Here is a 23,752-nt window from a genome sequence, read left to right on the forward strand (position 1 = left end):
TCCGCCCACCCTTTTTTGGTTGGTCCCTGCACGACACGGATGGGAGGGCCCCCCCCACGGGCCGGCCTTGGGGGGGTTTTTCTTCTCCCCCCCCCCCCCCCCCCCGCCCCCCCCCCCCCCCCACGGCTGGCTGGACAGGCTGACCGCGCGCGGTTCCTCGGGCGCGCTGTTCAACCTGGCCGAGCTGTCGCCGGCCCAGTACGCCCGGCTGGACCACCACCGCATCCCGTTCGTGATGATCGACCCCGTGCACGAGCCCCCGGCCGGGGTGGTGTCGGTGGGGGCCGCCAACTGGCAGGGCGGGCTGAGCGCGACCGAGCATCTGCTGGCCCTCGGGCACGAGCGGATCGCCGTGATCGCCGGTCCGCGGCGCAGGATGTGCGGCCGCGCCCGCGTGGCGGGCTACCGCTCGGCCCTCGCCTCGGCCGGGGTGCGGCAGCGCGCCGAGTACGTGCGGCACGCCGGGTTCGAGGAGCCGGCCGCCCGGCTGCGCATGCACGAGCTGCTGAACCTTCCACAGCCGCCGACGGCGGTGTTCGTGTGCTCCGACCGGATGGCGCTCGGCGTGTACACCGCCCTGGCCGAGCGGGGGCTGAGGGTGCCGGACGACGTCAGCGTGGTCGGTTTCGACGACCTGCCCGAGGCCCGCTGGGCCACCCCGGCGCTCACCACGGTCCGCCAGCCCCTCGCGGAGATGGCGGCCACCGCGCTGCGGCTGCTGGTGCGGATGATGCAGGGCGGGCGCCCAGAGGGGACACGAACGGAACTGTCGACCCGGCTGGTGCGGCGGGCGAGTACGGCCGCACCGCCCGCCGCCCGTTCGGGCGCACCACGGTGACCGCGCCGGACCCAGGGGTGTTTACCGGGCATGAATCGCACCACGCGCACCGCGGCGGCCCTCGCCGCGGCCGGCGTCGCCCTGGTCACCGCCTACGGCACCGCCGAGGCTGCCGGCCGCACCCTCGCCCCCGCCCAGCACCGCACCGCCGTGACCGCGCCGGGCGACGACGAACACGACCCCGAGGAGGACGTCGAACTCGACGAGAACGGCCGCCCGGACCTGAATGAGTGAGCCCGACGTCTTCTGCGGTCGCAGGCGACCGGTGCAGGCGTCGGCATCACCCGCCTAGGCGTCCTTGTTGGCCTTGAGCTTCTGCCACACCCTGCTGAGCGCCTGCAGGTCGCCCTCGTCCAGGAGGTCCGTGAAGACGGGGGCGAGGCACTCTCGGCGGGTGGCGTCGGCCGCTTCGAAGAGCCGGTGACCCTCGGGTGTGAGCGAGACCTCGACGGAGCGGGCGTCGCGGGCCGAGGGGGTACGGGTGACGAGACCGCGGCCCTGGAGGGCGTCGACGACGCGCGAGACCTGGCTGCGGCTGAGCATGGTGCTGTTGCCCAGGACGGAGGCCGGAACGGGGTCGGGGCTGGAGGCCAGCCAGAGCAGGACCTCGAACCAGGAGACCGGAAGATCGTGCGCCTTGCTCAGGGCGCGGTCCACGCGGTCCGTGAGGACGGTCCCGGCCCAGACCAGCCCGTAGAAGGCGTGGTCCGCCACCGGCATCTCCGCCTGCGCAATCTTCTTCTTCGGCATGCCGTCAGCCTACCGGTTGCGTGTACACGCACGTAAGTGCATTATGGTGTGTGTACACGCACTCAAATGTGCCGAGCTCCCCGTGCCCGAAAGGCCTCCCATGTCCTCCCAGTCCCCCAAGGTCGTCCTCATCACCGGCACCTCCTCCGGCATCGGCCTCGCCGCCGCCGTCTCCGCCGCACGCGCCGGCTGGACAACGGTCGCCACACTGCGCGACCTCAGCCGCGCCGACGCCCTGCGCAAGGCCGCCGCCGAGGCGGGCGTGGAGGTCGACATCCGCCGGCTCGACGTCACCGACGAGGCCTCGATCACGTCCGCGATCGACGGCGTGCTCGCCGACTACGGCCACCTGGACGCCGTCGTCAACAACGCGGGCGCCGGGCACCTCGGCACCCTGGAGAACGAGTCCGTGGCCGAGGTCCGCAAGGTCATGGAGGTCAACTTCTTCGGCGTGCTCAACGTCTCGAAGGCGGCCATGCCCCACCTGCGCGCCTCCGGCGGCCGGCTGATCACCGTGACCAGCGTCGGCGGCGTCGTCGGACAGCCCTTCAACGAGGCCTACTGCGCGGCCAAGTTCGCCGTCGAGGGATACATGGAGAGCCTGGCCCCCGTGGCCGCGGCGCACGGTGTGTCCGTCACCGTGATCGAACCCGGTGCCGTCGCCACCGAATTCGTCGCCAACGTCGGCGTCGACCTGGAAGAGGCCGTAGCCGCTGCCGGGGTGTACGCACCCCAGCTGAACACCTACCTGAACCGCACGATCGCGCAGTTCCTCGACGGCGCGCAGACCGCCGAGGGCGCCGCCGAGTCGGTGATCGAGGCTCTGACCGCGGACGAGCCCGCCTTCCGCCTCCAGACCTCCGACTGGGCCCGCGGCTTCGTCGGCACCAAACTCACCGACCTGGACGGCTCCGCGGTCCTCGGCATCACCAACGGCTGGGTCGCCTGACCCGCACCCACCCGGCGAGCGCGCCCCGAGGGGGTGTCCGCGAGGCCGCGCCCGCCCCGCGACGCAGAAAGGGCCGCGCATCCCCCGCACGGGGTGCCCGGCCCTTCGCGCTCGGCCCGTCTCAGTCCTCGTCGTCCTTGTCCAGGTCACCGAGCAGGGCCTGGATGGCGTCCACCGCGCTGCCGTCGTGGTCGCTGCCCGCGGTGCCCTTTCCGGTCTGCACGTTGGCCGTCCGGTCGACCTCCAGGATCGAGTCCGCCCGGGAGTTGTCGATGACGGTGATCAGGCTGCTCCCGTTGGCCGCCGCGGGCGCGGCACCGGTGGCGAGGAGCGCCGCCGCGATCACCGTGGCCGCCCCGAGCCGGGGCCCGGCGCCACCCGTCACACGCCCACGCCCTCGGGCTGCAGCCGCTCGGGGTCGATGTTCCGTTCCAGCAGCGTGGTCGACGCCTTCACGCCGACCCCGCTCGCCGGATCCACCTGCGGCAACCGTCCGTCGGCCGCCTTCAGCTCGCCGAGCGCGGAGTCCATCGCCTCGTGCGCCGCGAACAGACAGGGGGTGCTGTAGATCGCGACGTCGACACCGAGGTCGGACAGCTCGGTCAGCGACAGCCGGGGCGACTTGCCGCCGGCGATCTGGTTGAACAGCAGCGGCTTGTCCCCGACGACCTCGCGGATGCGCTTGATCCACTCGATGCTGCGCACCCCGTCGACCAGCACCACGTCGGCGTCGGTCGCGGCGAGCCGCTCGGCCCGGTGCAGGATGTCGTGCTCGTCGGTCGCGTCCGTGCGGGCGACGACCACCAGGTCCTGACGGGTGGCCAGAACCCTGTCCAGCTTCTCCAGGTACTCGTCCAGCGGCAGCACCTGCTTGCCGTCGGCGTGCCCGCAGCGGCGGGGCCGCTTCTGGTCCTCCAGGATCACCCCGGAGGCACCGATCCGCTCCAGCCCCTCGACGACGTGGCAGGCGACCTCGGGGTCGACGTACCCGTCGTCGATGTCCACGAGCAGGTGGTGGTGCGGGAACGCACCCCGCAGGCGCTGGACGAACGCGACCATGTCCGGCCACGCGATGAATCCGATGTCCGGCAGTCCGTAGTACGACGCCGCGAAGCCGAAGCCCGAGACGAACATGCCGTCGTAGTGGTTGGCCGCGATCGAGGCGGAGTACATGTCGTACACGCCGATCAGCGGTGTGGTCCCGGGCCCGGCGATCCGCTCGCGCAGCTTTGTCCCGTAAGTCAAGGTCCGGCTCCTCCGGTGGGTGGGTGACGCGGGACCGGGGTGTCGGGTCACCGCGTCTCGACGCCCTTTGCCAAGACAAGAGCATCTCTAGATACGCATGTGACCCGCCCCATACGCCAGCTTTACTCACCCCAATGGCGGAACGGGTTCACTGCAGAAACGTCACTCACGGAGCCGTCCCGCCCAGGCGATACCGCCGCTCAGGTGGGTCGGCAAGACCTGATCGCGATGGGCCTCGGCGGCGTGCCCGAGCGCCGTTCGGAACACCCGACCGTCCCCCTGACGGCGGCACCGGGCGCACGCGGCCGCGTGCACGCCCGCGGGACTCGGGTCACGCGCCCCGCAGCCGCGGCGCGGGTGTTCCGCACAGGGGTGCCGGTCCCGTACCCTCCCCCGGAATGAAGCCCATTCCTCCGCTGCTGGACCATCTCGTTCTCGCCACACCCGATCTCGCCGCGACCGTAGCCGAGTTCGCGTCGCGGACCGGGGTGACGCCCGCGCCCGGCGGGGTGCACGTCGAGCTGGGTACGCGGAACTATCTGGTCGGCCTGGGCGGCCGGAGTTACCTGGAGATCATCGGGCCCGATCCTGAGCAGCCGGAGCCGGTGGAGCTGCGGCCGTTCGGGGTCGACCGGCTTGCCGGGCCGGCCACGGTTACCTGGGCGATCAGCCCGCCCGATCTGGAGACGGCGATCGCGGCCGCCCGTGAGCGGGGCTACGACCCCGGGCCCGTCCACCCGATGAGCCGCCGCACCCCCGACGGCACCCTGCTGCAGTGGCGGCTGACCGACAGCGGCAGCGGGCATCCCTCCGGACTGGTGCCGTTCCTCATCGACTGGGGCGAGTCGACGCACCCGGCGGCCTCCGGACTGCCCGTCACCCCGCTGGTGGAGGTGCGCGCGACGGTGCCCGAGCCGGACGGGTTCCGGCCCCTGCTGTCGGCATTGGGCACCGAACTCGCCCTCAGCGAGGGGCCGTTCACGATCTCCTTCACCGTCGGGACGCCGAGGGGGCCGGTGACCTTCGGCTGACGGCCCCCGGGTGCCCCGCGTGTCGTGGCCCGGGGGTGATTGCCCGCCACACCGGCGGCTGCCAGCATGACGCCGTGGTGATGGTCCTCCCCGGCTGGGTGTGGCGAGGCGGTCCGGTTCGCAGGGCGATGATCATCGGCCTTTCGGCCGGTGTCTCCTTCGGCGCCTTCGTGCTGGCCGAATCGGGATCATGGCTGGGTGCGGTGGCGGCGGTTCTCGTGCTCGGCCCTTTCTACGGGATCAGGGTGTCCCGGCGGATGAGCCGGGTCTGGCCCGGGGCCGGGGACCTGGATCCCGCGGACCGGCAGGCGGTCGTGCGCGCCGCCCGTCGTGGTGAGGACATCGGTGACCCCCGGCTGGCACCTGCCGTCGTCGACTACTGCGACGGCCTGCGGACTGCGCGGGAACACGATCGCCTCCTTCTCTGGGTGGTTCTGGTCTTCGCCGGGCTGGCCGTGGCTCTCGCGCTGACCGACACCTTCTCCGGATCGGCGCGGCAGGCCTGGGTGTCGTGGGTGTTCGTGCTGATCTTCCTGGTGGAGCTGACGTGGTGGCCCCGGAGGCAGGCGCGCATCATGTCCCACGCGGAACAGGCCGAGCGGTCGGCCCGTCGCTTGCTGCGGCAGCGGGATCCGTCCGGTGAGTGATCCGGGCTAGAACACGCCGAAGTTCCTGTGGTCCTGCAGGTGGTGGTAGAGCTCGCGCAGCCACGGCTCGCGTACGGCGGGCAGTCTGGCCAGCGTGTACAGGAACAGCTGGCGGTCGGGCCGGAACGTCCACCCCGGGCGCAGTGGCAGCGGGTCGTCGCGCTCGACGCCGCGGGGCAGTCCGCCGGTCACCGGCAGGCGGGGCAGCTCCTCGGGGAAGGCCAGGCCGAGCCACACGTCGGCGGGCAGCGGTACGGTCGCCGGGCTGCCGGGCGGCTGCCATGTCCCGCCGGTCTGAGGGTGCACCGGGACGAGGGCGATGTCCGCACCCGCCGCGCCCGAAGCGAGCAGCCCCGGGCCGGTCAGGGCCAGTGTGCGGGCCGGCCGCCCGGGCGGGAGCAGGGCGTCGAGTGCCCGGCCGAACATGTCCGTGACGAGTCCGCGGGGCAGGGCCACGCGGGCGCCGCCCGAAGCCACCAGCAGATGGGCCAGGGCCACACCGGCGGCCGCCTGCCACTGCGGGCTCCAGTACCCGGGCTGCTCGACGGGCGGCGCGCTGTGCCCCTCCTCGAGGACGGTCTCCCAGTCGGTGATCCGGGGAGCGGGGCCCGGAACGCGGCGTACGGCGGCGGGGTTCAGCCACACCGCCTGCCAGATCGAGCAGTCGTCGAGCCGGGTCGCCACCGGCCGGCCGCACTCCTCGCAGGCCAGGTTGGGGCCGTCCCTGCCGTCCAGACCCAGGCAGTAGCCGTCGTGGCCGGGGATCAGCACGGTGCCCCGGACGTCGCCCGGCGCGACGGCGACCGCGCCCGGCGGACCGGAGAAGAGGGAGTACACCGGAGCGAACACCCCCAGGGCCGCCGCCGCCTCCTCGCCCACCTCGTCCCAGGGAATCCAGGGCCCTCCCCGGGGGTCCGGGTCGACGGCGTACGTACCCGACTCCATCAGCGCGGGGAGCATCTCGTGCCCGAAGTTGTGCCGGGCCCGTACGGGAAGCGCCACCCTCGACACAGGAACGGTCAGTTCGGTACCGCACTGATCACACACGAACACGTCGGCCAACAGCCACTCCCCCACGATCGAACCGAACGGATGGATCATTCCGGCCGTGGGAGACGGGGGCAACCGTTTATCCGCCGCTGCCACCGTGTCCGATTCCTTCAAGACCGGGCACCCGGCAGCTGCCTACGGTGAACCCATGACTCCACGATTCGCCGTGATCGGCGTGGTGGCCTCCGACCTGGCCGCCTCGCTCGCGTTCTACCGTCGCCTCGGGCTGGTCTTCCCCGAAGGGGCCGAGGACCAGCCGCATGTCGAGGCCGAGCTGCCCGGTGGGCTGGTGCTCGCGCTGGACACCGAGGAGACCGTCCGCTCGTTCCACTCCGGGTGGCGGCCGCCCGCCGGCGGGGGCCGGGTCGGACTCGCCTTCCGGTGCGGCTCGCCGGCCGAGGTCGACGCCGTGTACGCGGACCTGGTGGGCGCCGGGTACCACGGGGAGCTGAAGCCGTGGGACGCCTTCTGGGGGCAGCGGTACGCCACCGTGCACGACCCCGACGGCAACGGCGTCGACCTGTTCTCACCGCTGGACGCCGAGTAGCGCCCCGAGCGGCATACCGGCCAACTGACTTACGTCCCGGGCGAGATGGGGCTGGTCCGCGTAACCGGCGCGGGCCGCCGTCTCGGCGTACGGGATGCCGGAGCGGGCGAGGGCCAGGGCGCGCTGCAGGCGCAGGACCCGGGCGAGGGTCTTGGGGCCGTAGCCGAACGCGGTCAGGCAGCGGCGGTGCAACTGGCGGGCACCGATGCCGAGTTCAGCGGCCGTCGCCGCCACCGGGCGGCCCGCGTCCAGGCACTCCACAAGCCGGCGCAGGAGCGGGTCGGGGGGCGGTGCCTGTGCGGCCCGGTCCAGAGCGACCTCCTCCAGGGCCGTCGCCGGATCGGGGGCCGCCTCGATGCGGCCGCGCAGTCGTCGTACCCGGGCCGCGGGCCACAGATCCGTCAACTCGACGCGTCTGTCACGCAGTTCGTGGGCCGGAACACCGAGCAGGGCGGGCCCGGTGCCGGGGAAGAAGCGGACGCCCGCCCAGGCGCGGGGCCGGCCCCCGGGGACGTACGAGCGGGTGTCGGGTCCGGCGACCAGCAGCCGGCCCTCGCTGAACAGGAGGTCCATGCAGCCGTCGGGCAGCACCGGGCGGACACCCTCCGGGTGCTCCGGGGTGCGTTGCCACACCACCGCGCCGGTCAGCCGGGACGGCCGCTCCTCGTACACGTGCGCCAGGTTACGCCGCCCGGGTGCGGTGCTCCTGGGGGCTGACCCCGTACACCCGCTTGAAGGCGCCGGACAGGGCGAAGGCGCTGCCGTAGCCGACCCGGCGGGCGATGGCGGCGAGGGTGTCCTCGGTGTCGCGGAGCCGGTCGGCGGCCAGGGCGAGGCGCCAGGCGGTGAGGTAGGCCATCGGGGGTTCGCCGACCAGTTCGGTGAAGCGGCGGGCCAGGGCCGCGCGGGACACCCCGGCCTTGGCGGCGAGCGAGGACACCGTCCAGGGGTGGGCCGGGTCGTCCTGGATCAGGCGCAGGGCGCGGCCGACGACCGGGTCGCCGAGGGCCTGGTACCAGGCGGGCGCGGCCGCCTCGGGGCGGGAGAACCAGGCCCGCAGCGCGCTGATGACCAGCAGGTCGAGCAGTCGGTCCAGGACCACCTCCTGGCCGGGTTCGTCGCGGACGATCTCCTCCATGAGCAGCGGGGTGAGCGGGCACGGCCACACCTCGGCGGGGAGGGTCAGCAGCGGCGGCAGGGCGTCCAGCAGGCGGCCGCTGATCTCGCCCTGCATCAGGTAGGTGCCGATCAGCATCACGGTCGGGGCGTCCGGGCGGTCGCCCCAGGTGCGCACGCCGAGGTCCATGGAGCCGTTCAGGGAGCTGCCGTCGGGGTAGCTGCACTCGCCGCCGGGCAGGATCAGCGCCTGCGGGGCGGTGCCGGGGGTGTCGGCGCAGGTGTACGGGTCGGGTCCGCGCGCGATGGCCAGGTCGCCGGGGCCCAGCCGGACCTGCTCGCCGCCGTCGGGGGTGACCCAGGCCTCGCCGCGCGCCATCACCATCACCGTCAGCGGGGCGCGGTCCTCCACACGGACCGCCCAGGGCGGCTCGAAGCAGGCGCGGATCATGAAGGCGCCATGCGCGCGGGGGCCGTCCAGCAGGCCTGCCAGTGCGTCCATGGGCACAGCGTAGACGCGCGCGTATGCGGGTGAGCCGATCGGCGATGGTCCCTTGGCCGGGACGGCAGTTGACTGGCGGACATGACGCAGAACACGAGTGGGACACAGGGTTCGACGGTGGTGGTGACCGGCGCGTCCGGCCGTACGGGCAGCCGGGTCGCCGAGGCCGCGCGGGCGGCCGGGCTGACGGTCCGGGCGGCCTCGCGGGCGCGGGGCTTCGACTGGCACGACCGGTCGACGTGGGAGCAGGTGCTGAGCGGCGCGGACGCGGCCTACCTGGTGTACCCGTCGGACGTGGGGTCGCCGGACGCGGCGGAGACGGTCGGGCGCCTGGCCCGCGAGGCCGTCGGTCTGGGGGTGCGGCGGCTGGTGCTGCTGTCGGCGCGGGGCGAGAAGCAGGCACGGCCCACGGAGGAGGCGCTGCGGGCCTCGGGGGCGGAGTGGACGGTCGTCCGGGCCGCGTGGTTCGCGCAGAACTTCAGCGAGGGCCCGTTGGTGGCGGAGCTGCGGGAGTACGGGGAGCTGGTGTTCCCGGCCGGGTCGGTGCGGGAGCCGTTCGTCGACGCGCGGGACATCGCGGACGTGGTCGTGGCGGCGCTGACCGCGGGCGAGCGGTACGTCGGAGAGGTGGTGGAGGTCTCCGGGCCACGGCTGCTGACCTTCGGCGAGGCGGTCGCCGAGATCGCGGCGGTGACCGGGCGCCGGCTGTCGTACCGGGCGGTGCCGGCCCGGGAGTACGGCGAGCGACTGGCCGGCTTCGGGGTGCCGCCCGAGGAGGCCGACTTCCTGGTCGGCCTCTTCGAGAGCCTCCTCGACGGCCGCAACGCCCACCTGTCGGACGGCGTACGCCAGGTCCTGGGCCGCGAGCCGCGGGACTTCGCCGGTTTCGTGCGGGAGACCGCGACGGCGGGCACCTGGAAACCGTGACCCGGGCGCCGGCCGGCGGTCCGCCCGTCACTCGCCGTGTGGCGGTGTGCTCCCGTGCGTTCCGTTCGCGCCCTTCACCTCGTGGCTCTTGTGGGCGTGGTGGTGGGGGTTCTTCGCGTGGGTGCGCAGGCGGGCCGTGACGTCCTCCGGGGGGAGGAAGCGGGACCAGCGTTCGGGGAACTCGGACGGCATGTCGGGGTCGTCGGGGTCCGCCTCGCGGGCGGCGGCGACGCGGGCGACGTACTCGACGACCTCCGCCTCGCGCAGCCGCTCGTTGGCGGCGCGGGCCGCGGCCGTGGCGGCGGCCGGCCAGACCCGGTCGATGGCGGCGTTCACCGCGGCGCCGACGAGCACGGCGAAGGCCGACACGCCGATCCAGAGGAGGACGGCGACGGAGGCGGCGAGGGAGCCGTAGATCGTGGCGCCCTCGATGGTGTTGGTGAGGTAGATGCGCAGGAGGAAGCTGCCCAGAACCCACATGGCCAGGGCGACCAGGGCGCCGGGGACGTCCTCGATCCAGGGGGATCGGACGGGCACGGACACGTGGTACAGGGTCGTCAGGAAGACGATGGACAGCACGATGACGACCGGCCAGTACAGGACCTGGACGACCGTCTCCGACCAGGGCACGACCCCCACCACCGCGTCCGGCCCGGCCACCATCAGCGGCAGCGCGACCGAGCCGATCAGCAGCGCCACGATGAACAGCAGGAACGACATCATGCGGGTCTTGACGATGCCGCGGACGCCGTCGAGGCCGTACATGACGGTGATCGTGTCGATGAAGACGTTCACCGCGCGGGAGCCCGACCACAGGGCGAACAGGAAGCCGATGGAGATGACGTCGGGCCGGCCGCCCCTCATCACGTCGTGCAGGATCGGCTCGGCGATCTCCTTCACGCCCTTGTCGGACAGGACCGTGCGGGAGGCCTCCAGGAGGTTGTTCTCCAGACTCTTGATGGTGTCGGCGCCGGTCCAGGCGTCGACGTAGCCGAGGAGGCCGATGAGGCTGAGCAGCAGCGGCGGCACGGACAGCAGCGTGAAGAACGCCGCCTCGGCGGCCAGGCCCAGGATGCGGTACTCCATGCAGGAGTTGACGGTGTCCTTGAGCAGCAGCCAGGCGGTCCTGCGTTTGGATACGTTCCGGTAGAGGACTCGGGCCCGGTGGAGCCGGCCGGCGGGCCGCTGGGGGGGTTCACTTCCTGGCTGCACGACCTAACGGTATCCGCCGTACGGGACCGTCCTCACCTTCCGGGGCAGGTGACGGGCCGGACGCGCCCCCGGGCGGTGCTGTGCGACTCTGGAGTCCAGTATCGCCGTGATCCCGGATAGGTTCGCAATCATGGCAGGCAACTCCACCCATACCGTGACGAACCAGCCCCCTCCGCTGGTGGGATACGACGTCTTCAGCGCCGACCGGGCCCTCGTCGAGGCGGTCGAGCGGCACACGGATCCCGAGGTGCTGGACGAGGTGCGCGACGAGCTGTCCGTGCTGGGCCGGGCCTCGGGTTCGGCACAGGTGCAGGAGTGGGGCGTACAGGCGAACGAACATCCGCCGCGGCTGCGCACGCACGACCGGTACGGCCACCGGGTCGACGAGGTCGAGTTCCACCCGGCCTGGCACCGGCTGCTCGGCAAGGGGGTCGGGGCGGGGCTGACCGGCGCCTGGACACGCCCTGCCGGGCATGTGCGCAGGGCGGCCGGGTTCCTCGTCTGGACCCAGGTCGAGGCGGGCAACTGCTGCCCGCTGTCCATGACCCACGCGGCCGTGCCCGCGCTGCGGGCCGATCCCGCGCTGGCCGCCGAGTGGGAGCCCCGGCTGACGTCCACGATCTACGACCGTGAACTGCGGCCCGCCGGACGGAAGCCCGGCGCCCTCTTCGGCATGGGCATGACCGAGAAACAGGGCGGCAGCGACGTGCGGGCGAACACCACCTCGGCCCGGCCGCTCGCCGAGGAAGGTACGTACGTCCTGACCGGGCACAAGTGGTTCTGCTCGGCACCCATGTCCGACGGCTTCCTGGTGCTGGCCCAGGCTCCCGGCGGGATCACCTGCTTCCTCGTCCCGCGCGTCCTCGCGGACGGCACCCGCAACGTGTTCCTCATCCAGCGGCTCAAGGACAAGCTGGGCAACCGGTCCAACGCCTCCGCCGAGGTCGAGTTCGACGGCACCTGGGCGCGCCGGGTCGGCGAGGAGGGGCGCGGGGTGCGCACCATCATCGAGATGGTGGCGGCGACCCGGCTGGACTGCGCGCTCGGCTCGGCCGGCCTGATGCGGCAGGCGGTGGCGCAGGCCGTCCACCACTGCGCCCACCGGGAAGCGTTCGGCGGGAAGCTGATCGACAAGCCGCTGATGCGCAACGTGCTGGCCGACCTCGCGCTGGAGTCCGAGGCCGCGACCGTGCTCACGCTCCGGCTCGCGGCCGCCTACGACGACGGGAGCGAGCGCGAACGCGCCTTCCTGCGGCTCGCGGTGCCGGCCGCCAAGTACTGGATCACCAAACGCTGCGCGCCGGTGGCGGTGGAGGCCGCCGAGTGCCTGGGCGGCAACGGGTATGTCGAGGAGTCGGGGCTGCCCCGGCTGGTGCGCGAGTCGCCGCTGAACTCCGTCTGGGAGGGCGCCGGAAACGTTCAGGCCCTGGACGTATTGCGGGCGCTGCAGCGCGAGCCGGGCGCGCTGGACGCCTGCCTCACCGAGATCGGCAGGGCGCACGGCGCCGACCACCGGCTGGACCGGGCGGTGAAGGACCTGTTCACCGAACTCGCCGATCTGGACGGCATCGAGGGCCGCGCCCGCCGGCTGGTCGAGCGCCTCGCACTGGCGCTCCAGGGTTCACTCCTGGTGCGGCACGCGCCGCCGGAGGTCGCCGACGCGTTCTGCGCCTCCCGGCTCGGCGGCGACCGCGGCGCGTCCTTCGGCACCCTGCCGACCGGCCTGGACCTGTCCTCGGTGGTGGAGCGGGCCCGGCCACTGCTCTGACCCCGCCGACCTGCGCCTTCACGGGGATTCGGCACGGGGGTGGTGCTGCGCCGACACGGCACCACCCCCGCCTACCGGGCCCGTTGAAGGCCACAAAACGCCGCACGAAGGCGGCGCCTGGTCAAGTCTCAGCCAGCCTCGTGCCATTCACCAGGGTTGCAAGGGGTTGCAACTTGTTGGTGACTGTGCGCGGACTCTGTGCCTCCGGCATGCGCCGGGCGGCAGTATGGGAGGAGGAGTCGGACCGGAAACCGCCGCCCGGACGGCTTGACAAGTGTGTTCGAGGACTTTTCCGGGAGGACCCCAGTGGTGAACCCGCCGATGAACGTGGCGCGTCTGGCCGCCGTGGACGCGGCGCAGGCGGCGCGGATGCTGAGCGAGCTGCGCGAGGCCACGCTCGCCGGGCAACGTGCGCGAATCACACCCCGGCCGGTGATCGAGCAGTCCTGGGGACGGATGCTGCGCAGCGGCGTCGACCCCGACCACGACTTCAGATCCGGGCTGCTGCCCGCCGACGAAGTGCGGCGCAGACGCGAGGAGTCACCGCTCAGGCACATTCTCCCGGTGCTGCGCCAGGGGCTGCTTTCGGTCGCGGACGTCGCCCAGCACATCATGGTGGTGGCCGACGCCGAGGGACGTGTCCTGTGGCGGGAGGGATCCCCGCCGGTGCTGCGCAAGGCCGACGGACTCGGCTTCGAACTGGGCGCGGACTGGCGGGAAGACGTCGTCGGCACCAACGGCGTGGGCACCCCCGCCGTCGTAGGGCGGCCCGTACAGGTCTTCGCCGCCGAGCACTTCGTCCGCTCGCACGCCTCCTGGACGTGTACCGGCGCCCCGATCACCGACCCCAGGGACGGCCGGCTCATCGGGGTGGTGGATGTGAGCGGCCCGCTGGAGACCATGCATCCGGCGACCCTCGCCTGGGTGGATTCGGTGGCCAAACTCGCCGAGGCCCGGCTGCGGGAGCTGCACCTGGCCTCGCTGGAGCGGCTGCGCGCGGTGGCGGCGCCGGTGCTGGCCCGGCTGGACGGGCGGGCCCTGGCGGTGGACCGGGACGGCTGGACGGCGGCCGTGACCGGGATGCCGTACCTGCGGCGCGTGGCGCTGCCCAAGTCCCTGACCCCGGGCCACCGATGGCTGGCCGCGCTCGGCACCTGCACGGTGGAGCCGCTGGCCGGGGGCTGGCTGCTGCGGGTGGCCGAGGAGCCGCTGCCGTCCGGCGCCACCCGGATCCTGCTGGACCTGAGCCGGCCGGGCCGCAGCTCGGTGACCGTGGCCCGGGCGATGGGCTCCTGGTCCCGCGAACTGAGTCCTCGGCACGCCGAGTTGCTCTACCTGCTCGCCGAACACCGCTCGGGGCGCGGCGCGGCGGGTCTGGCCGAAGACCTGTTCGGCGATTCATCCAGAACAGTAACTGTTAGGGCTGAAATGTCCAGAATTCGCCGATATCTTGGCGATCTTCTGCGACACCGGCCGTATCGTTTCTGCGAGAGCACGGAGATCGAGGTGCTCCTGCCCGACAACCCCCGTGACCTGCTGCCCCAGTCGACGGCACCGGCGGTGGCACGAGGTCGGACTGCCGGCCGGACCGTGGGGTGACAGGTGGGTTCGATGCGGGCATCTTCCGCATATTTGCGGGTCTTGACCCTATGGCGCCCGCCGCTGCCGTAGCATCCCTACGGGCCTCCCCACCTGCTCCTCGGTCAACGTACGGACCACCAGGCGCAGTTGGCCCGCCTCGGGAGGAGACATGAGACATCGCGGCAGACACCGCCGGCGCAGACGGGGCGCAGCCGTGCGCGCGTTCCTCGCCGGAACCGCGCTCGCACTCACCGCGGCCGCCACTCTGATCAGCGCCTCACAGGCCACGGTCGCCAAGAACCCCGGCCCGCTCAAGCCCCAGGCCGACACCGCCCCGCTGCGCCTGCAGGAGCACCTGGTGCCGGCCCGCACCCTGAACCGGCTCGCCTCGTCCATGGGCCGCCCGGTCGGCGTGGACACCGTCCTGCGGAGCGCCGACCGCACCCTCACCACGAGCACCGACTGCACCTCCGAGGACCGGGCGACCCTGCCCGTCGCCCCGGCCGCCACCCGCGCGTACTGCTGGGACCCGGCCGACACGGCCACCACCGCCTGGCACCCGGTATCGGTGACCACCTCCGGCGACGCCGACGACGACGGCGTCTGGGGCACCCACCGGGCGATCCTCGCCGGCTGGACCCACAGCACCACCACCGGGACCACCGCCGAGCGAGGCCTCGCCAGGGTCGCCTTCGTCGACGCCGACGACCCCGACCACCCCGCCTACCGCTGGGCGCTGCTGGTGGTCCCCGTCGACGGCGGCCGCGACTACCGGGGCCTCGTCTCCCACGTCTCCGGCATGGTCTGGTACCAGGACAAGCTCCTGGTCACCACCACGGCCGGCGACGCCGACGCGCTCTACGTCTACGACCTCGACCGCATCCAGCGCACCACGGTCGACACGCCCGCGATCGGCCGGGTACCCGGCGGCTGGTCAGGGGACGGCTACGAGTACGTGATGCCCGCCGTCGGCTCCTACCGCTACCTCGCCGGCCGCTGCACCGCCTCCGGCCCGCCCTGTCCCGCGACCCTCTCCCTGGACCGTGACACCGCACCCGACAGCCTGGTCGCCGGCGAGTGGACGGCCCCCGGCAGCGAGCGGCACGCACGGCTGTGGCGCTACGCCTTCAGCACGGACCCTGCGCGCAGCGGACTGCTCGCCACCGACGCCGCGGGGCGGGTGGACGCGGTCGAGGCCTACCGCACGAGGGCGGCCGGGATCCGGGGCGTCCTGTCGTACCGGCGGACCGGGTCGGCCGGTCCGTCCTGGTATGTGGGACAACTGTCCAGCTCCGGGGACGGGCACGGCGGACTGTGGCGCCAGGACACGAAGGGGGCGAAGCCGGCACACTGCGGCTCGGACTCCTCCCACCGCTGCTGGGCCGAGAACGCGGGCTCCCTTTCCTACTGGCAGGAGACGGGCGAGGTGTGGTCCGTCTCGGACCGGATGCTGTTCGCGGTGCCGCTGGCGATGCTCGACCGTTCGGTCGGCTGACCTGGGGTGACCTGGGTGACCTGGTCGATCGACAGACCGCCGGGCGGGATGATTCCCTGGCCCGCATGAGCAACATCCCTGTCACCACCTGGTCCCTGGAACAGACCTCACCGGCCGACCTGCTGCCGGCCGCCGCCCCCGAGGGCGATGTCCGCATCGTCCGCGCCGAGGTCCCCTCCCCCGAGTTCAGCCGCTTCCTGTACACCGCGGTCGGCGGCGACATCCGCTGGACCGACCGCCTCGGCTGGAACTACGCCCGGTGGCAGGAGCAGCTGGACCGTCCCGGCGCGGAGACCTGGGTGGCCTACGACCGCGGCACACCCGCCGGGTACGTCGAGCTGAACCCGCAGGACGACGGCGTCGTCGAGATCATCCTCTTCGGCCTGATCCCCGCGTTCCGCGGCCGCCGCATCGGGGGGCATCTGCTGTCGTACGGGGCGGCTCGTGCGTGGGATCTGGCGGAACGGTGGCCCGAGCGGACGCCCACCAAGCGGGTTTGGCTGCACACGTGCAGCAAGGACGGTGAGTTCGCGATGGACAACTATCAGCGGCGGGGGTTCAGGCTCTTCGACACCAAGGTGGAGCTGGAGGCGGAGGTGGCTACGCCTGGGTTCTGGCCGGGGGCGTAGGGGGCGGCCAGGGACTCGACGAAGTCCAGCAGCTCCCGAGTGAGCCTGCCAGGCACCCTGCGCAAGACCCTGCGCAGGCAAAGGCTCAGGGCCACCTTCCACGCCTGCCGGCCGAACAGTGCGGCGAAGGACCTGGCCGGCGCGACTGGAGTGGCAGCAGTACCAGGATCTCGGCCGGCGTGCCCACGTCGACGCGGCGCCGGGTACGCCGAGCAGCACCGCCTGGCGGGGCAGGGCACTGCCGGCCAGGCGGCGGTAGAGTGCGGCGCCCACCGCCGGCAGCCACTGCCGCACCTGGTCCCCCACGGCCGTCCCCCGTTCCAGGTTCGGACAGAGGCCGCGAGACCGTTCTGACGCCATGCACGAGACCCACATCACAGTGTCCCGGTATTCGAGACATGCATGTCCATTATTTGGATAACAGTGGACTGCCCAGAGATCCCCGTGACACGCTTCCGTCATGTCTGGAACTGGAATTGCCTTGGTGAGTCGGCGGCACGTCGACCTCGGCCGCATGTCCAGCGCCATCTGTCCGGTGAGCTGACCGCCCCAGCACCGCCGATCTCCTCGCACATCTGATTCCTGCCTGCGCACCGCCGCGCACGCCTGTCCGCGTGCGCATATGCGCAGGCCAGAGCCGCTTCCCGCCTGTCCGAAGGACGTAGAACCATGGCCGCCAACCCGCAGAACCCCGCCGCGTCCGCGCCCGGCCGCAAGGTGAGCCGTCACCGCGGCGAGGGTCAGTGGGCCGCGGGTCACTTCACCCCGCTCAACGGCAACGAGCAGTTCAAGAAGGACGACGACGGTCTCAATGTGCGGACACGCATTGAGACGATCTACTCCAAGCGCGGCTTCGACTCCATCGACCCCAACGACCTGCGCGGGCGGATGCGCTGGTGGGGGCTCTACACCCAGCGTCGGCCCGGGATCGACGGCGGCAAGACCGCGATCCTGGAGCCGGAGGAGCTGGACGACGAGTACTTCATGCTGCGGGTGCGGATCGACGGCGGGCGGCTGTCGACGCAGCAGCTGCGGGTGATCGGCGAGATCTCGCAGGAGTTCGCGCGGGGCACCGCGGACATCACCGACCGGCAGAACGTGCAGTTCCACTGGATCCGGATCGAGGACGTCCCGGAGATCTGGGAGCGCCTCGAGGCCGTCGGTCTGTCCACCACCGAGGCCTGCGGTGACACGCCCCGCGTGATCCTCGGTTCGCCGGTCGCCGGCATCGCCGCGGACGAGATCATCGACGGCACCCCTGCCGTCGAGGAGATCAACCGCCGGATCGTCGGCAACAAGGCGTTCTCGAACCTGCCCCGCAAGTTCAAGTCCGCGGTCTCCGGCTCGCCGCTGCTGGACGTGGCGCACGAGATCAACGACGTCGCGTTCGTCGGCGTGGTCCACCCCGAGCACGGGCCCGGGTTCGACCTGTGGGTCGGCGGCGGCCTGTCCACCAACCCGAAGATCGGTGTGCGGCTCGGCGCCTGGGTGCCGCTGGACGAGGTCCCGGACGTCTACGAGGGCGTCATCTCGATCTTCCGCGACTACGGCTACCGGCGCCTGCGCACCCGTGCGCGGCTGAAGTTCCTGGTCGCCGACTGGGGTGCGGAGAAGTTCCGGCAGGTGCTGGAGGACGAGTACCTGCAGCGCCAGCTGGTCGACGGCCCGGCGCCCGCGCAGCCCGTGGAGCGCTGGCGCGACCACGTCGGTGTGCACCCACAGCAGGACGGGCGGTTCTACGTCGGTTTCGCCCCGCGCGTCGGACGCGTCGACGGCACGACGCTGGCGAAGATCGCCGCCGTCGCCGAGGCGCACGGCTCGGGCCGGGTGCGTACCACCGTCGAGCAGAAGATGATCGTGCTGGACGTCGAGGAGGCGCAGGTCGAGTCGCTGGTGGCGGGGCTCGAGGCGCTGGATCTCAGTGTCAGCCCGTCCCCGTTCCGGCGCGGCACCATGGCCTGCACCGGCATCGAGTTCTGCAAGCTCGCCATCGTGGAGACCAAGGCGCGCGGGATCTCGCTGATCGACGAACTGGAGCACCGCCTCCCGGAGTTCGACGAGCCGATCACGATCAACATCAACGGCTGCCCGAACGCCTGCGCCCGTATCCAGGTGGCGGACATCGGTCTCAAGGGCCAGCTGGTCCTCGACGACAACGGTGAGCAGGTGGAGGGCTTCCAGGTGCACCTCGGCGGCGCGCTGGGCCTGGAGGCGGGCTTCGGCCGCAAGGTCCGCGGTCTGAAGGTCACCTCGGAGGAGCTGCCCGACTACGTCGAGCGGGTCCTGAAGCGCTACCAGGCGGAGCGCGAGGACGGCGAGCGGTTCGCCACCTGGGCGGCCCGGGCGTCCGAGGAGGCCCTGTCGTGAGCGAGCGGGCCGCACCTTTCCACTGCCCCTACTGCGGCGACGAGGACCTGCGTCCCAGCGAGCAGGGCCATGGCGCCTGGGAGTGCGGGGCATGCAACCGCGCATTCCAGCTGAAGTTCCTCGGGCTGCTCTCCCGGGGTCTTCGGCGAGCCGACAACGGAGGGGACGACCGGATATGACGACGGCTCAGGAAGAGCGTACGACCGAGGAGTTGAAGCAGCTCGCCGAGCAGGCGGGCCGTGATCTGGAGGACGCCTCCGCGCTGCAGATCCTCCAGTGGGCGGTGGACACCTTCGGCAAGCGGTTCTGCGTCACCTCCTCCATGGAGGACGCGGTGGTCGCCCATCTGGCGTCCCGGGTGCTGAAGGGCGTCGACGTCGTCTTCCTCGACACCGGCTACCACTTCCCGGAGACCATCGGCACCCGGGACGCGGTCGAGGCCGTGATGGACGTCAACGTCATCACCCTCACGCCGCGGCAGACGGTCGCCGAGCAGGACGCGGAGTACGGCCCGAAGCTGCACGACCGCGATCCGGACCTGTGCTGTGCGCTGCGCAAGGTCCGGCCGCTGGAGGAGGGCCTGAAGGGCTACGCGGCGTGGGCGACGGGCCTGCGCCGCGACGAGTCCCCGACCCGGGCGAACACGCCGGTGGTCGGCTGGGACGAGAAGCGGCAGAAGGTCAAGATCTCCCCGATCGCCCGCTGGACCCAGGACGACGTGGACGCCTACGTCACCGAGCACGGCGTGCTGACCAACCCGCTGCTGATGGACGGCTACGCCTCGGTCGGCTGCGCCCCGTGCACCCGCAGGGTCCTGGAGGGCGAGGACGCGCGCGCCGGCCGCTGGGCGGGCCGGGCCAAGACCGAGTGCGGGCTCCACGGATGACGGCGCCCGCGGCAACCCTTACCTCGCCGGCAGTTCCGGCTGACACCGAAGCGACCACTGCGACCCAGGAGAACCACGTGACCACCGGAGCCACCGTCTGGCTCACGGGTCTGCCGAGCGCCGGCAAGACCACCATCGCGTACGAACTGGCCGGGCGGCTGCGTGCCGAGGGCCACCGCGTCGAGGTGCTCGACGGCGACGAGATCCGCGAGTTCATCTCGGCGGGCCTCGGCTTCAGCCGCGAGGACCGGCACACCAACGTGCAGCGCATCGGCTACGTCGCCGAGCTGCTGGCCCGCAACGGCGTCAAGGCGCTCGTCCCGGTGATCGCCCCGTACGCGGACAGCCGCCAGGCGGTGCGCGAGCGGCACACGGAGAACGGGACGTCGTACCTGGAGATCCATGTGGCGACCCCGGTCGAGGTGTGCTCGGTGCGAGACGTGAAGGGGCTGTACGCCAAGCAGGCCGCGGGCGAGCTGTCGGGGCTCACGGGGGTCGACGACCCCTACGAGGAGCCCGCGACGCCCGATCTGCGGATCGAGTCGCAGCACCAGACCGTGCAGGAGTCCGCGGCCGCGGTCCACGCGCTGCTCACCGAAAGGGGACTGGCATGACGACCGTCGCCACGGTCGAGGAGGGTACGGCCAGCCCGTACGCCCTCTCCCACCTGGACGCCCTCGAGTCCGAGGCGGTGCACATCTTCCGCGAGGTGGCGGGCGAGTTCGAGAACCCGGTGATCCTGTTCTCCGGTGGCAAGGACTCCATCGTCATGCTGCACCTCGCGCTGAAGGCGTTCGCCCCGGCGGCGATCCCCTTCTCGCTGCTCCATGTGGACACGGGACACAACTTCCCGGAGGTGCTGGAGTACCGGGACCGTGCGGTCGCCGCACATGGGCTGCGCCTCCATGTGGCCTCCGTACAGGACTACATCGACCGCGGTGTGCTGAAGGAACGTCCAGACGGCACCCGCAACCCGCTGCAGACGCTTCCGCTGACGGAGCGCATCCAGAGCGAGAAGTTCGACGCCGTCTTCGGCGGCGGCCGCCGCGACGAGGAGAAGGCCCGGGCCAAGGAGCGCGTCTTCTCCCTGCGGGACGAGTTCTCCCAGTGGGACCCGCGCCGCCAGCGGCCCGAGCTGTGGAACCTGTACAACGGCCGCCACGCGCCCGGCGAGCACGTCCGCGTGTTCCCGCTCAGCAACTGGACCGAGCTGGACGTCTGGCAGTACATCGCCCGTGAGGGCATCGAGCTGCCGCAGATCTACTTCGCGCACGAGCGCGAGGTGTTCCAGCGGGCCGGCATGTGGCTGACGGCCGGCGAGTGGGGCGGGCCGAAGGAGTCCGAGACCGTCGTGAAGCGCCTGGTCCGCTACCGGACCGTCGGTGACATGTCCTGCACGGGCGCCGTCGACTCCGACGCGACCACGCTGGACGACGTCATCGCCGAGATCGCCGCCTCCCGGCTCACCGAGCGCGGCGCCACCCGCGCCGACGACAAGCTCTCCGAGGCCGCGATGGAAGACCGCAAGCGCGAGGGGTACTTCTAAGCATGAGCACGACCACGACCGAGGCGCTCTCGGCCACCACCCTGCTGCGGTTCGCCACCGCCGGCTCCGTCGACGACGGCAAGTCCACGCTCGTCGGACGGCTGCTGCACGACTCCAAGTCGGTCCTCACCGACCAGCTGGAGGCCGTGGAGCGCGCGTCCGCGAGCCGCGGCCAGGACGGACCGGACCTCGCGCTGCTCACCGACGGCCTGCGCGCCGAGCGCGAGCAGGGCATCACCATCGACGTGGCCTACCGGTACTTCGCCACGCCCCGCCGCCGGTTCATCCTCGCCGACACGCCCGGCCATGTGCAGTACACCCGCAACATGGTCACCGGTGCCTCCACGGCCGAGCTGACGGTGGTCCTGGTCGACGCCCGCAACGGTGTGGTCGAGCAGACCCGCCGGCACGCGGCGATCGCCGCGCTGCTGCGCGTGCCGCACGTGGTCCTCGCCGTCAACAAGATGGACCTGGTCGACTACCAGGAATCCGTGTTCGCCGCGATCGCCGAGGAGTTCACGGCGTACGCGACCGAGCTGGGCGTCCCGGAGGTCACCGCGATCCCGATCTCGGCGCTCGCCGGCGACAACGTGGTGGAGCCCTCCGCCAACATGGACTGGTACGGCGGCCCGACCGTCCTGGAGCACCTGGAGACCGTCCCGGTCAGCCACGACCTGGCGCACTGCCACGCCCGGCTGCCCGTGCAGTACGTGATCCGTCCGCAGACCGCCGAGCACCCGGACTACCGGGGGTACGCGGGCCAGATCGCGGCCGGTACCTTCCGCGTCGGCGACCCGGTCACGATCCTGCCCTCCGGCCGTACGACGACGATCTCCGGCATCGACCTGCTCGGCGAGCCGGTCGGCACGGCCTGGACGACGCAGTCGGTGACCGTCCTGCTGACGGACGACGTCGACGTCTCGCGCGGCGACCTGATCGTGCCGACCAAGGACGCGCCGGCCACCACGCAGGACGTGGAGGCGACCGTCTGCCACGTCGCCGACCAGCCGCTGGCCGTCGGGCACCGGGTGCTGCTCAAGCACGGCACCCGCACGGTCAAGGCCATCGTCAAGGACATCCCGTCCCGCCTCACGCTCGACGACCTGTCCCTGCACCCGCACCCGGGACAGCTCGTCGCCAACGACATCGGCCGCGTGAAGATCCGCACCGCGGAGCCGCTGCCGGTGGACTCGTACGCCGACTCGCGGCGCACGGGCTCGTTCATCCTGATCGACCCGAACGACGGCACCACGCTCACCGCGGGCATGGTCGGCGAGTCGTTCGCCTCCCCGGAGCCGGTCAAGGACGAGGCCGAGAGCGACGGGTGGGACTTCTGACGTGAACTCCACCGACTACTACTCCACGTTCGCGAAGGAGGGCGGCCGCGTCGGCAGCGGCGACCTCGGCAGCGGGCAGGGCGGAGTGGCGCGATGTGTGCGCTGACGTACGCGCACCGCTTGCGCGCCCTCACCCCCCACCGCTGTAGACGAAGACCTGCCGACCTCCCGGCCACGACCTGAGAGACCGTGACCGCCGGGCCTCCGAGAGGAACACCTCCCGTGCCTGCTACACCTGCTCTTCGCCGTACCTTCGCGGTCATGGCCGCGCTCCCCCTTCTGACGCTCGCCGCTTGCGGCTACGGGTCCAAGTCCACGGCCGACAACGCGAAGGAGAAGGTCGCCGCCGGCTCCTCGAAGATCGACGGCCTTTCCTCCGTCAAGATCGGCTACTTCGGCAACCTGACCCACGGCACCGCGCTCGTCGCCCGTCAGCAGGGCCTGTTCCAGAAGGAACTGGGCGCCACCAAGGCGGACTACCAGATCTTCAACGCCGGTCCCTCGGAGATCGAGGCCCTCAACTCCGGCTCCATCGACATCGGCTGGATCGGCCCCTCCCCGGCGATCAACGGCTACACCAAGGCCAACGGCACCAACCTGCGCATCATCGGCGGTTCGGCCTCCGGCGGCGTGAAGCTCGTCGTCAACCCGAAGAAGATCAAGTCCCTGAAGGACGTCAAGGGCAAGAAGATCGCGACCCCGCAGCTCGGCAACACGCAGGACGTGGCGTTCCTCAACTGGATCGCCGACCAGGGCTGGAAGGTCGACGCGAACACCGGCAAGGGCGATGTGTCGGTGATCCGCACCGACAACAAGATCACCCCGGACGCCTACGCGTCCGGCGCCATCGACGGTGCCTGGGTGCCGGAGCCGACCGCGTCCAAGCTGGTCGCGGAGGGCGGCAAGGTGCTGCTCGACGAGGCGTCGCTGTGGCCGGACAAGAAGTTCGTGATCACGAACATCGTCGTGCGGCAGGGCTTCCTCAAGGACCACCCGAAGGCCGTCGAGGCCGTGCTGAAGGCCTCCGTCGAGGCCAACAAGTGGATCAACGCCAACTCCGACAAGGCGAAGGCGGTGGCGAACAAGCAGCTGGAGGCGGATTCGGGCAAGGCGCTCCCGGCCGGAGTCCTCGACCCGGCCTGGAAGTCGATCCAGTTCACCGACGACCCGCTGGCCTCCACCCTGAGCACCGAGGCGGAGCACGCGGTCAAGGCGGGCCTGCTGGAGAAGCCGAACCTGAAGGGCATCTACGACCTCACGCTCCTCAACCAGGTCCTCAAGGGCGAGAGCGCGAGCACGGTGGACGACGCCGGTCTCGGCGCCAGCTGA

At 71.9% G+C, this 23,752-nt stretch carries 25 protein-coding genes and 1 pseudogene; 19 read left to right on the forward strand and 7 right to left on the reverse strand.

What is annotated here, in order from left to right:
• Positions 1–115: 115 nt before the first annotated feature.
• Positions 116–838: pseudogene (locus tag AC07DS_RS44975) on the forward strand (substrate-binding domain-containing protein); the annotation flags it as partial.
• A 30-nt stretch (positions 839–868) separates the two neighbouring features.
• On the forward strand, positions 869–1,072 hold the full coding sequence (locus AC07DS_RS44980; protein ID WP_479154515.1) for a hypothetical protein: 204 nt from the start codon (positions 869–871) through the stop codon (positions 1,070–1,072).
• Positions 1,073–1,126: 54 nt separating this feature from the next.
• Here AC07DS_RS44980 and AC07DS_RS44985 read toward each other — a convergent pair whose 3' ends face one another.
• Positions 1,127–1,588 (reverse strand): MarR family winged helix-turn-helix transcriptional regulator, encoded by a 462-nt coding sequence (locus AC07DS_RS44985; protein ID WP_336112422.1) that lies wholly within the window; start codon positions 1,586–1,588, stop codon positions 1,127–1,129.
• 100 nt (positions 1,589–1,688) lie between these two features.
• Here AC07DS_RS44985 and AC07DS_RS44990 point away from each other — a divergent pair, with 100 nt between their 5' ends.
• On the forward strand, positions 1,689–2,537 hold the full coding sequence (locus tag AC07DS_RS44990) for an SDR family oxidoreductase (protein WP_479154516.1): 849 nt from the start codon (positions 1,689–1,691) through the stop codon (positions 2,535–2,537).
• A gap of 121 nt (positions 2,538–2,658) precedes the next feature.
• Here the strand turns inward: AC07DS_RS44990 and AC07DS_RS44995 are convergent, their stop codons facing one another.
• Together AC07DS_RS44995 and AC07DS_RS45000 are read right to left on the reverse strand one after the other, a co-directional pair.
• On the reverse strand, positions 2,659–2,922 hold the full coding sequence (locus tag AC07DS_RS44995; protein WP_479154517.1) for a hypothetical protein: 264 nt from the start codon (positions 2,920–2,922) through the stop codon (positions 2,659–2,661).
• Entirely contained in the window at positions 2,919–3,782 is an 864-nt protein-coding gene (locus AC07DS_RS45000) for an isocitrate lyase/PEP mutase family protein (protein WP_336112420.1), read from the reverse strand. The genes AC07DS_RS44995 and AC07DS_RS45000 overlap by 4 nt, the downstream gene beginning before the upstream one ends.
• Before the next feature lie 398 nt (positions 3,783–4,180).
• Here AC07DS_RS45000 and AC07DS_RS45005 point away from each other — a divergent pair, with 398 nt between their 5' ends.
• Positions 4,181–4,813, forward strand: coding sequence for a VOC family protein (locus AC07DS_RS45005; protein WP_479154518.1), 633 nt, complete (start codon positions 4,181–4,183; stop codon positions 4,811–4,813).
• Between the two features lie 74 nt (positions 4,814–4,887).
• On the forward strand, positions 4,888–5,460 hold the full coding sequence (locus AC07DS_RS45010) for a hypothetical protein (protein ID WP_479154519.1): 573 nt from the start codon (positions 4,888–4,890) through the stop codon (positions 5,458–5,460).
• Positions 5,461–5,466: 6 nt separating this feature from the next.
• On the opposite strand, the gene AC07DS_RS45015 is transcribed toward AC07DS_RS45010, so the two are convergent.
• Entirely contained in the window at positions 5,467–6,462 is a 996-nt protein-coding gene (locus AC07DS_RS45015; RefSeq protein WP_479154520.1) for a hypothetical protein, read from the reverse strand.
• A 196-nt stretch (positions 6,463–6,658) separates the two neighbouring features.
• Between AC07DS_RS45015 and AC07DS_RS45020 the strand changes: the two genes are divergently transcribed.
• Positions 6,659–7,057 (forward strand): VOC family protein, encoded by a 399-nt coding sequence (locus AC07DS_RS45020; RefSeq protein WP_479154521.1) that lies wholly within the window; start codon positions 6,659–6,661, stop codon positions 7,055–7,057.
• Here AC07DS_RS45020 and AC07DS_RS45025 read toward each other — a convergent pair.
• Complete coding sequence (locus tag AC07DS_RS45025; RefSeq protein WP_479154522.1) at positions 7,037–7,729, reverse strand: helix-turn-helix domain-containing protein; 693 nt, start codon at positions 7,727–7,729, stop codon at positions 7,037–7,039. The genes AC07DS_RS45020 and AC07DS_RS45025 overlap by 21 nt on opposite strands.
• Positions 7,730–7,739: 10 nt before the next feature.
• Positions 7,740–8,675 carry an AraC family transcriptional regulator gene (locus AC07DS_RS45030; protein WP_479154523.1) on the reverse strand — a complete coding sequence of 312 codons (936 nt, stop codon included), beginning with the start codon at positions 8,673–8,675 and terminating at the stop codon, positions 7,740–7,742.
• Positions 8,676–8,756: 81 nt separating this feature from the next.
• On the opposite strand from AC07DS_RS45030, the gene AC07DS_RS45035 reads away from it, so the two are divergent.
• Positions 8,757–9,602: an NmrA family NAD(P)-binding protein gene (locus AC07DS_RS45035; RefSeq protein WP_479154524.1), complete on the forward strand. Its 846-nt coding sequence runs from the start codon at positions 8,757–8,759 to the stop codon at positions 9,600–9,602.
• A gap of 27 nt (positions 9,603–9,629) precedes the next feature.
• Here the strand turns inward: AC07DS_RS45035 and AC07DS_RS45040 are convergent, their stop codons facing one another.
• Complete coding sequence (locus tag AC07DS_RS45040) at positions 9,630–10,814, reverse strand: YihY/virulence factor BrkB family protein (protein ID WP_479154525.1); 1,185 nt, start codon at positions 10,812–10,814, stop codon at positions 9,630–9,632.
• Positions 10,815–10,944: 130 nt separating this feature from the next.
• Here AC07DS_RS45040 and AC07DS_RS45045 point away from each other — a divergent pair, with 130 nt between their 5' ends.
• The 12 genes from AC07DS_RS45045 (at position 10,945) to AC07DS_RS45100 (ending at position 23,752) form a co-directional block, all read left to right on the forward strand.
• Positions 10,945–12,582, forward strand: a complete 1,638-nt coding sequence (locus AC07DS_RS45045; RefSeq protein ID WP_479154526.1) for an acyl-CoA dehydrogenase family protein — start codon at positions 10,945–10,947, stop codon at positions 12,580–12,582.
• A 321-nt stretch (positions 12,583–12,903) separates the two neighbouring features.
• Positions 12,904–14,181 carry a helix-turn-helix domain-containing protein gene (locus tag AC07DS_RS45050; protein WP_479154527.1) on the forward strand — a complete coding sequence of 426 codons (1,278 nt, stop codon included), beginning with the start codon at positions 12,904–12,906 and terminating at the stop codon, positions 14,179–14,181.
• A gap of 151 nt (positions 14,182–14,332) precedes the next feature.
• Positions 14,333–15,658, forward strand: coding sequence for a hypothetical protein (locus AC07DS_RS45055; protein WP_479154528.1), 1,326 nt, complete (start codon positions 14,333–14,335; stop codon positions 15,656–15,658).
• Between the two features lie 65 nt (positions 15,659–15,723).
• A complete protein-coding gene (locus tag AC07DS_RS45060; protein ID WP_393473354.1) occupies positions 15,724–16,287 on the forward strand; it encodes a GNAT family N-acetyltransferase in 564 nt (187 codons plus the stop codon).
• 460 nt (positions 16,288–16,747) lie between these two features.
• Positions 16,748–16,831, forward strand: a complete 84-nt coding sequence (locus tag AC07DS_RS45065) for a putative leader peptide (protein ID WP_309474722.1) — start codon at positions 16,748–16,750, stop codon at positions 16,829–16,831.
• A gap of 125 nt (positions 16,832–16,956) precedes the next feature.
• On the forward strand, positions 16,957–18,654 hold the full coding sequence (locus AC07DS_RS45070; RefSeq protein WP_479154529.1) for a nitrite/sulfite reductase: 1,698 nt from the start codon (positions 16,957–16,959) through the stop codon (positions 18,652–18,654).
• Entirely contained in the window at positions 18,651–18,833 is a 183-nt protein-coding gene (locus tag AC07DS_RS45075; protein ID WP_145885290.1) for a hypothetical protein, read from the forward strand. Before AC07DS_RS45070 ends, AC07DS_RS45075 begins: the two co-directional genes overlap by 4 nt.
• The gene (locus tag AC07DS_RS45080; RefSeq protein ID WP_479154530.1) at positions 18,830–19,540 is read left to right on the forward strand and encodes a phosphoadenylyl-sulfate reductase; all 711 of its coding nucleotides are present in this window, start codon (positions 18,830–18,832) and stop codon (positions 19,538–19,540) included. The genes AC07DS_RS45075 and AC07DS_RS45080 overlap by 4 nt, the downstream gene beginning before the upstream one ends.
• Positions 19,537–20,154 (forward strand): adenylyl-sulfate kinase, encoded by a 618-nt coding sequence (gene cysC, locus AC07DS_RS45085; protein ID WP_479154531.1) that lies wholly within the window; start codon positions 19,537–19,539, stop codon positions 20,152–20,154. Before AC07DS_RS45080 ends, cysC begins: the two co-directional genes overlap by 4 nt.
• Positions 20,151–21,086 (forward strand): sulfate adenylyltransferase subunit CysD, encoded by a 936-nt coding sequence (gene cysD / locus AC07DS_RS45090; protein WP_479154532.1) that lies wholly within the window; start codon positions 20,151–20,153, stop codon positions 21,084–21,086. The genes cysC and cysD overlap by 4 nt, the downstream gene beginning before the upstream one ends.
• Before the next feature lie 2 nt (positions 21,087–21,088).
• On the forward strand, positions 21,089–22,423 hold the full coding sequence (locus AC07DS_RS45095) for a sulfate adenylyltransferase subunit 1 (protein WP_479154533.1): 1,335 nt from the start codon (positions 21,089–21,091) through the stop codon (positions 22,421–22,423).
• A gap of 261 nt (positions 22,424–22,684) precedes the next feature.
• Positions 22,685–23,752, forward strand: a complete 1,068-nt coding sequence (locus AC07DS_RS45100) for an aliphatic sulfonate ABC transporter substrate-binding protein (RefSeq protein ID WP_479154534.1) — start codon at positions 22,685–22,687, stop codon at positions 23,750–23,752.

The sequence above is a fragment of the Streptomyces sp. NPDC044064 genome, assembly GCF_056434245.1.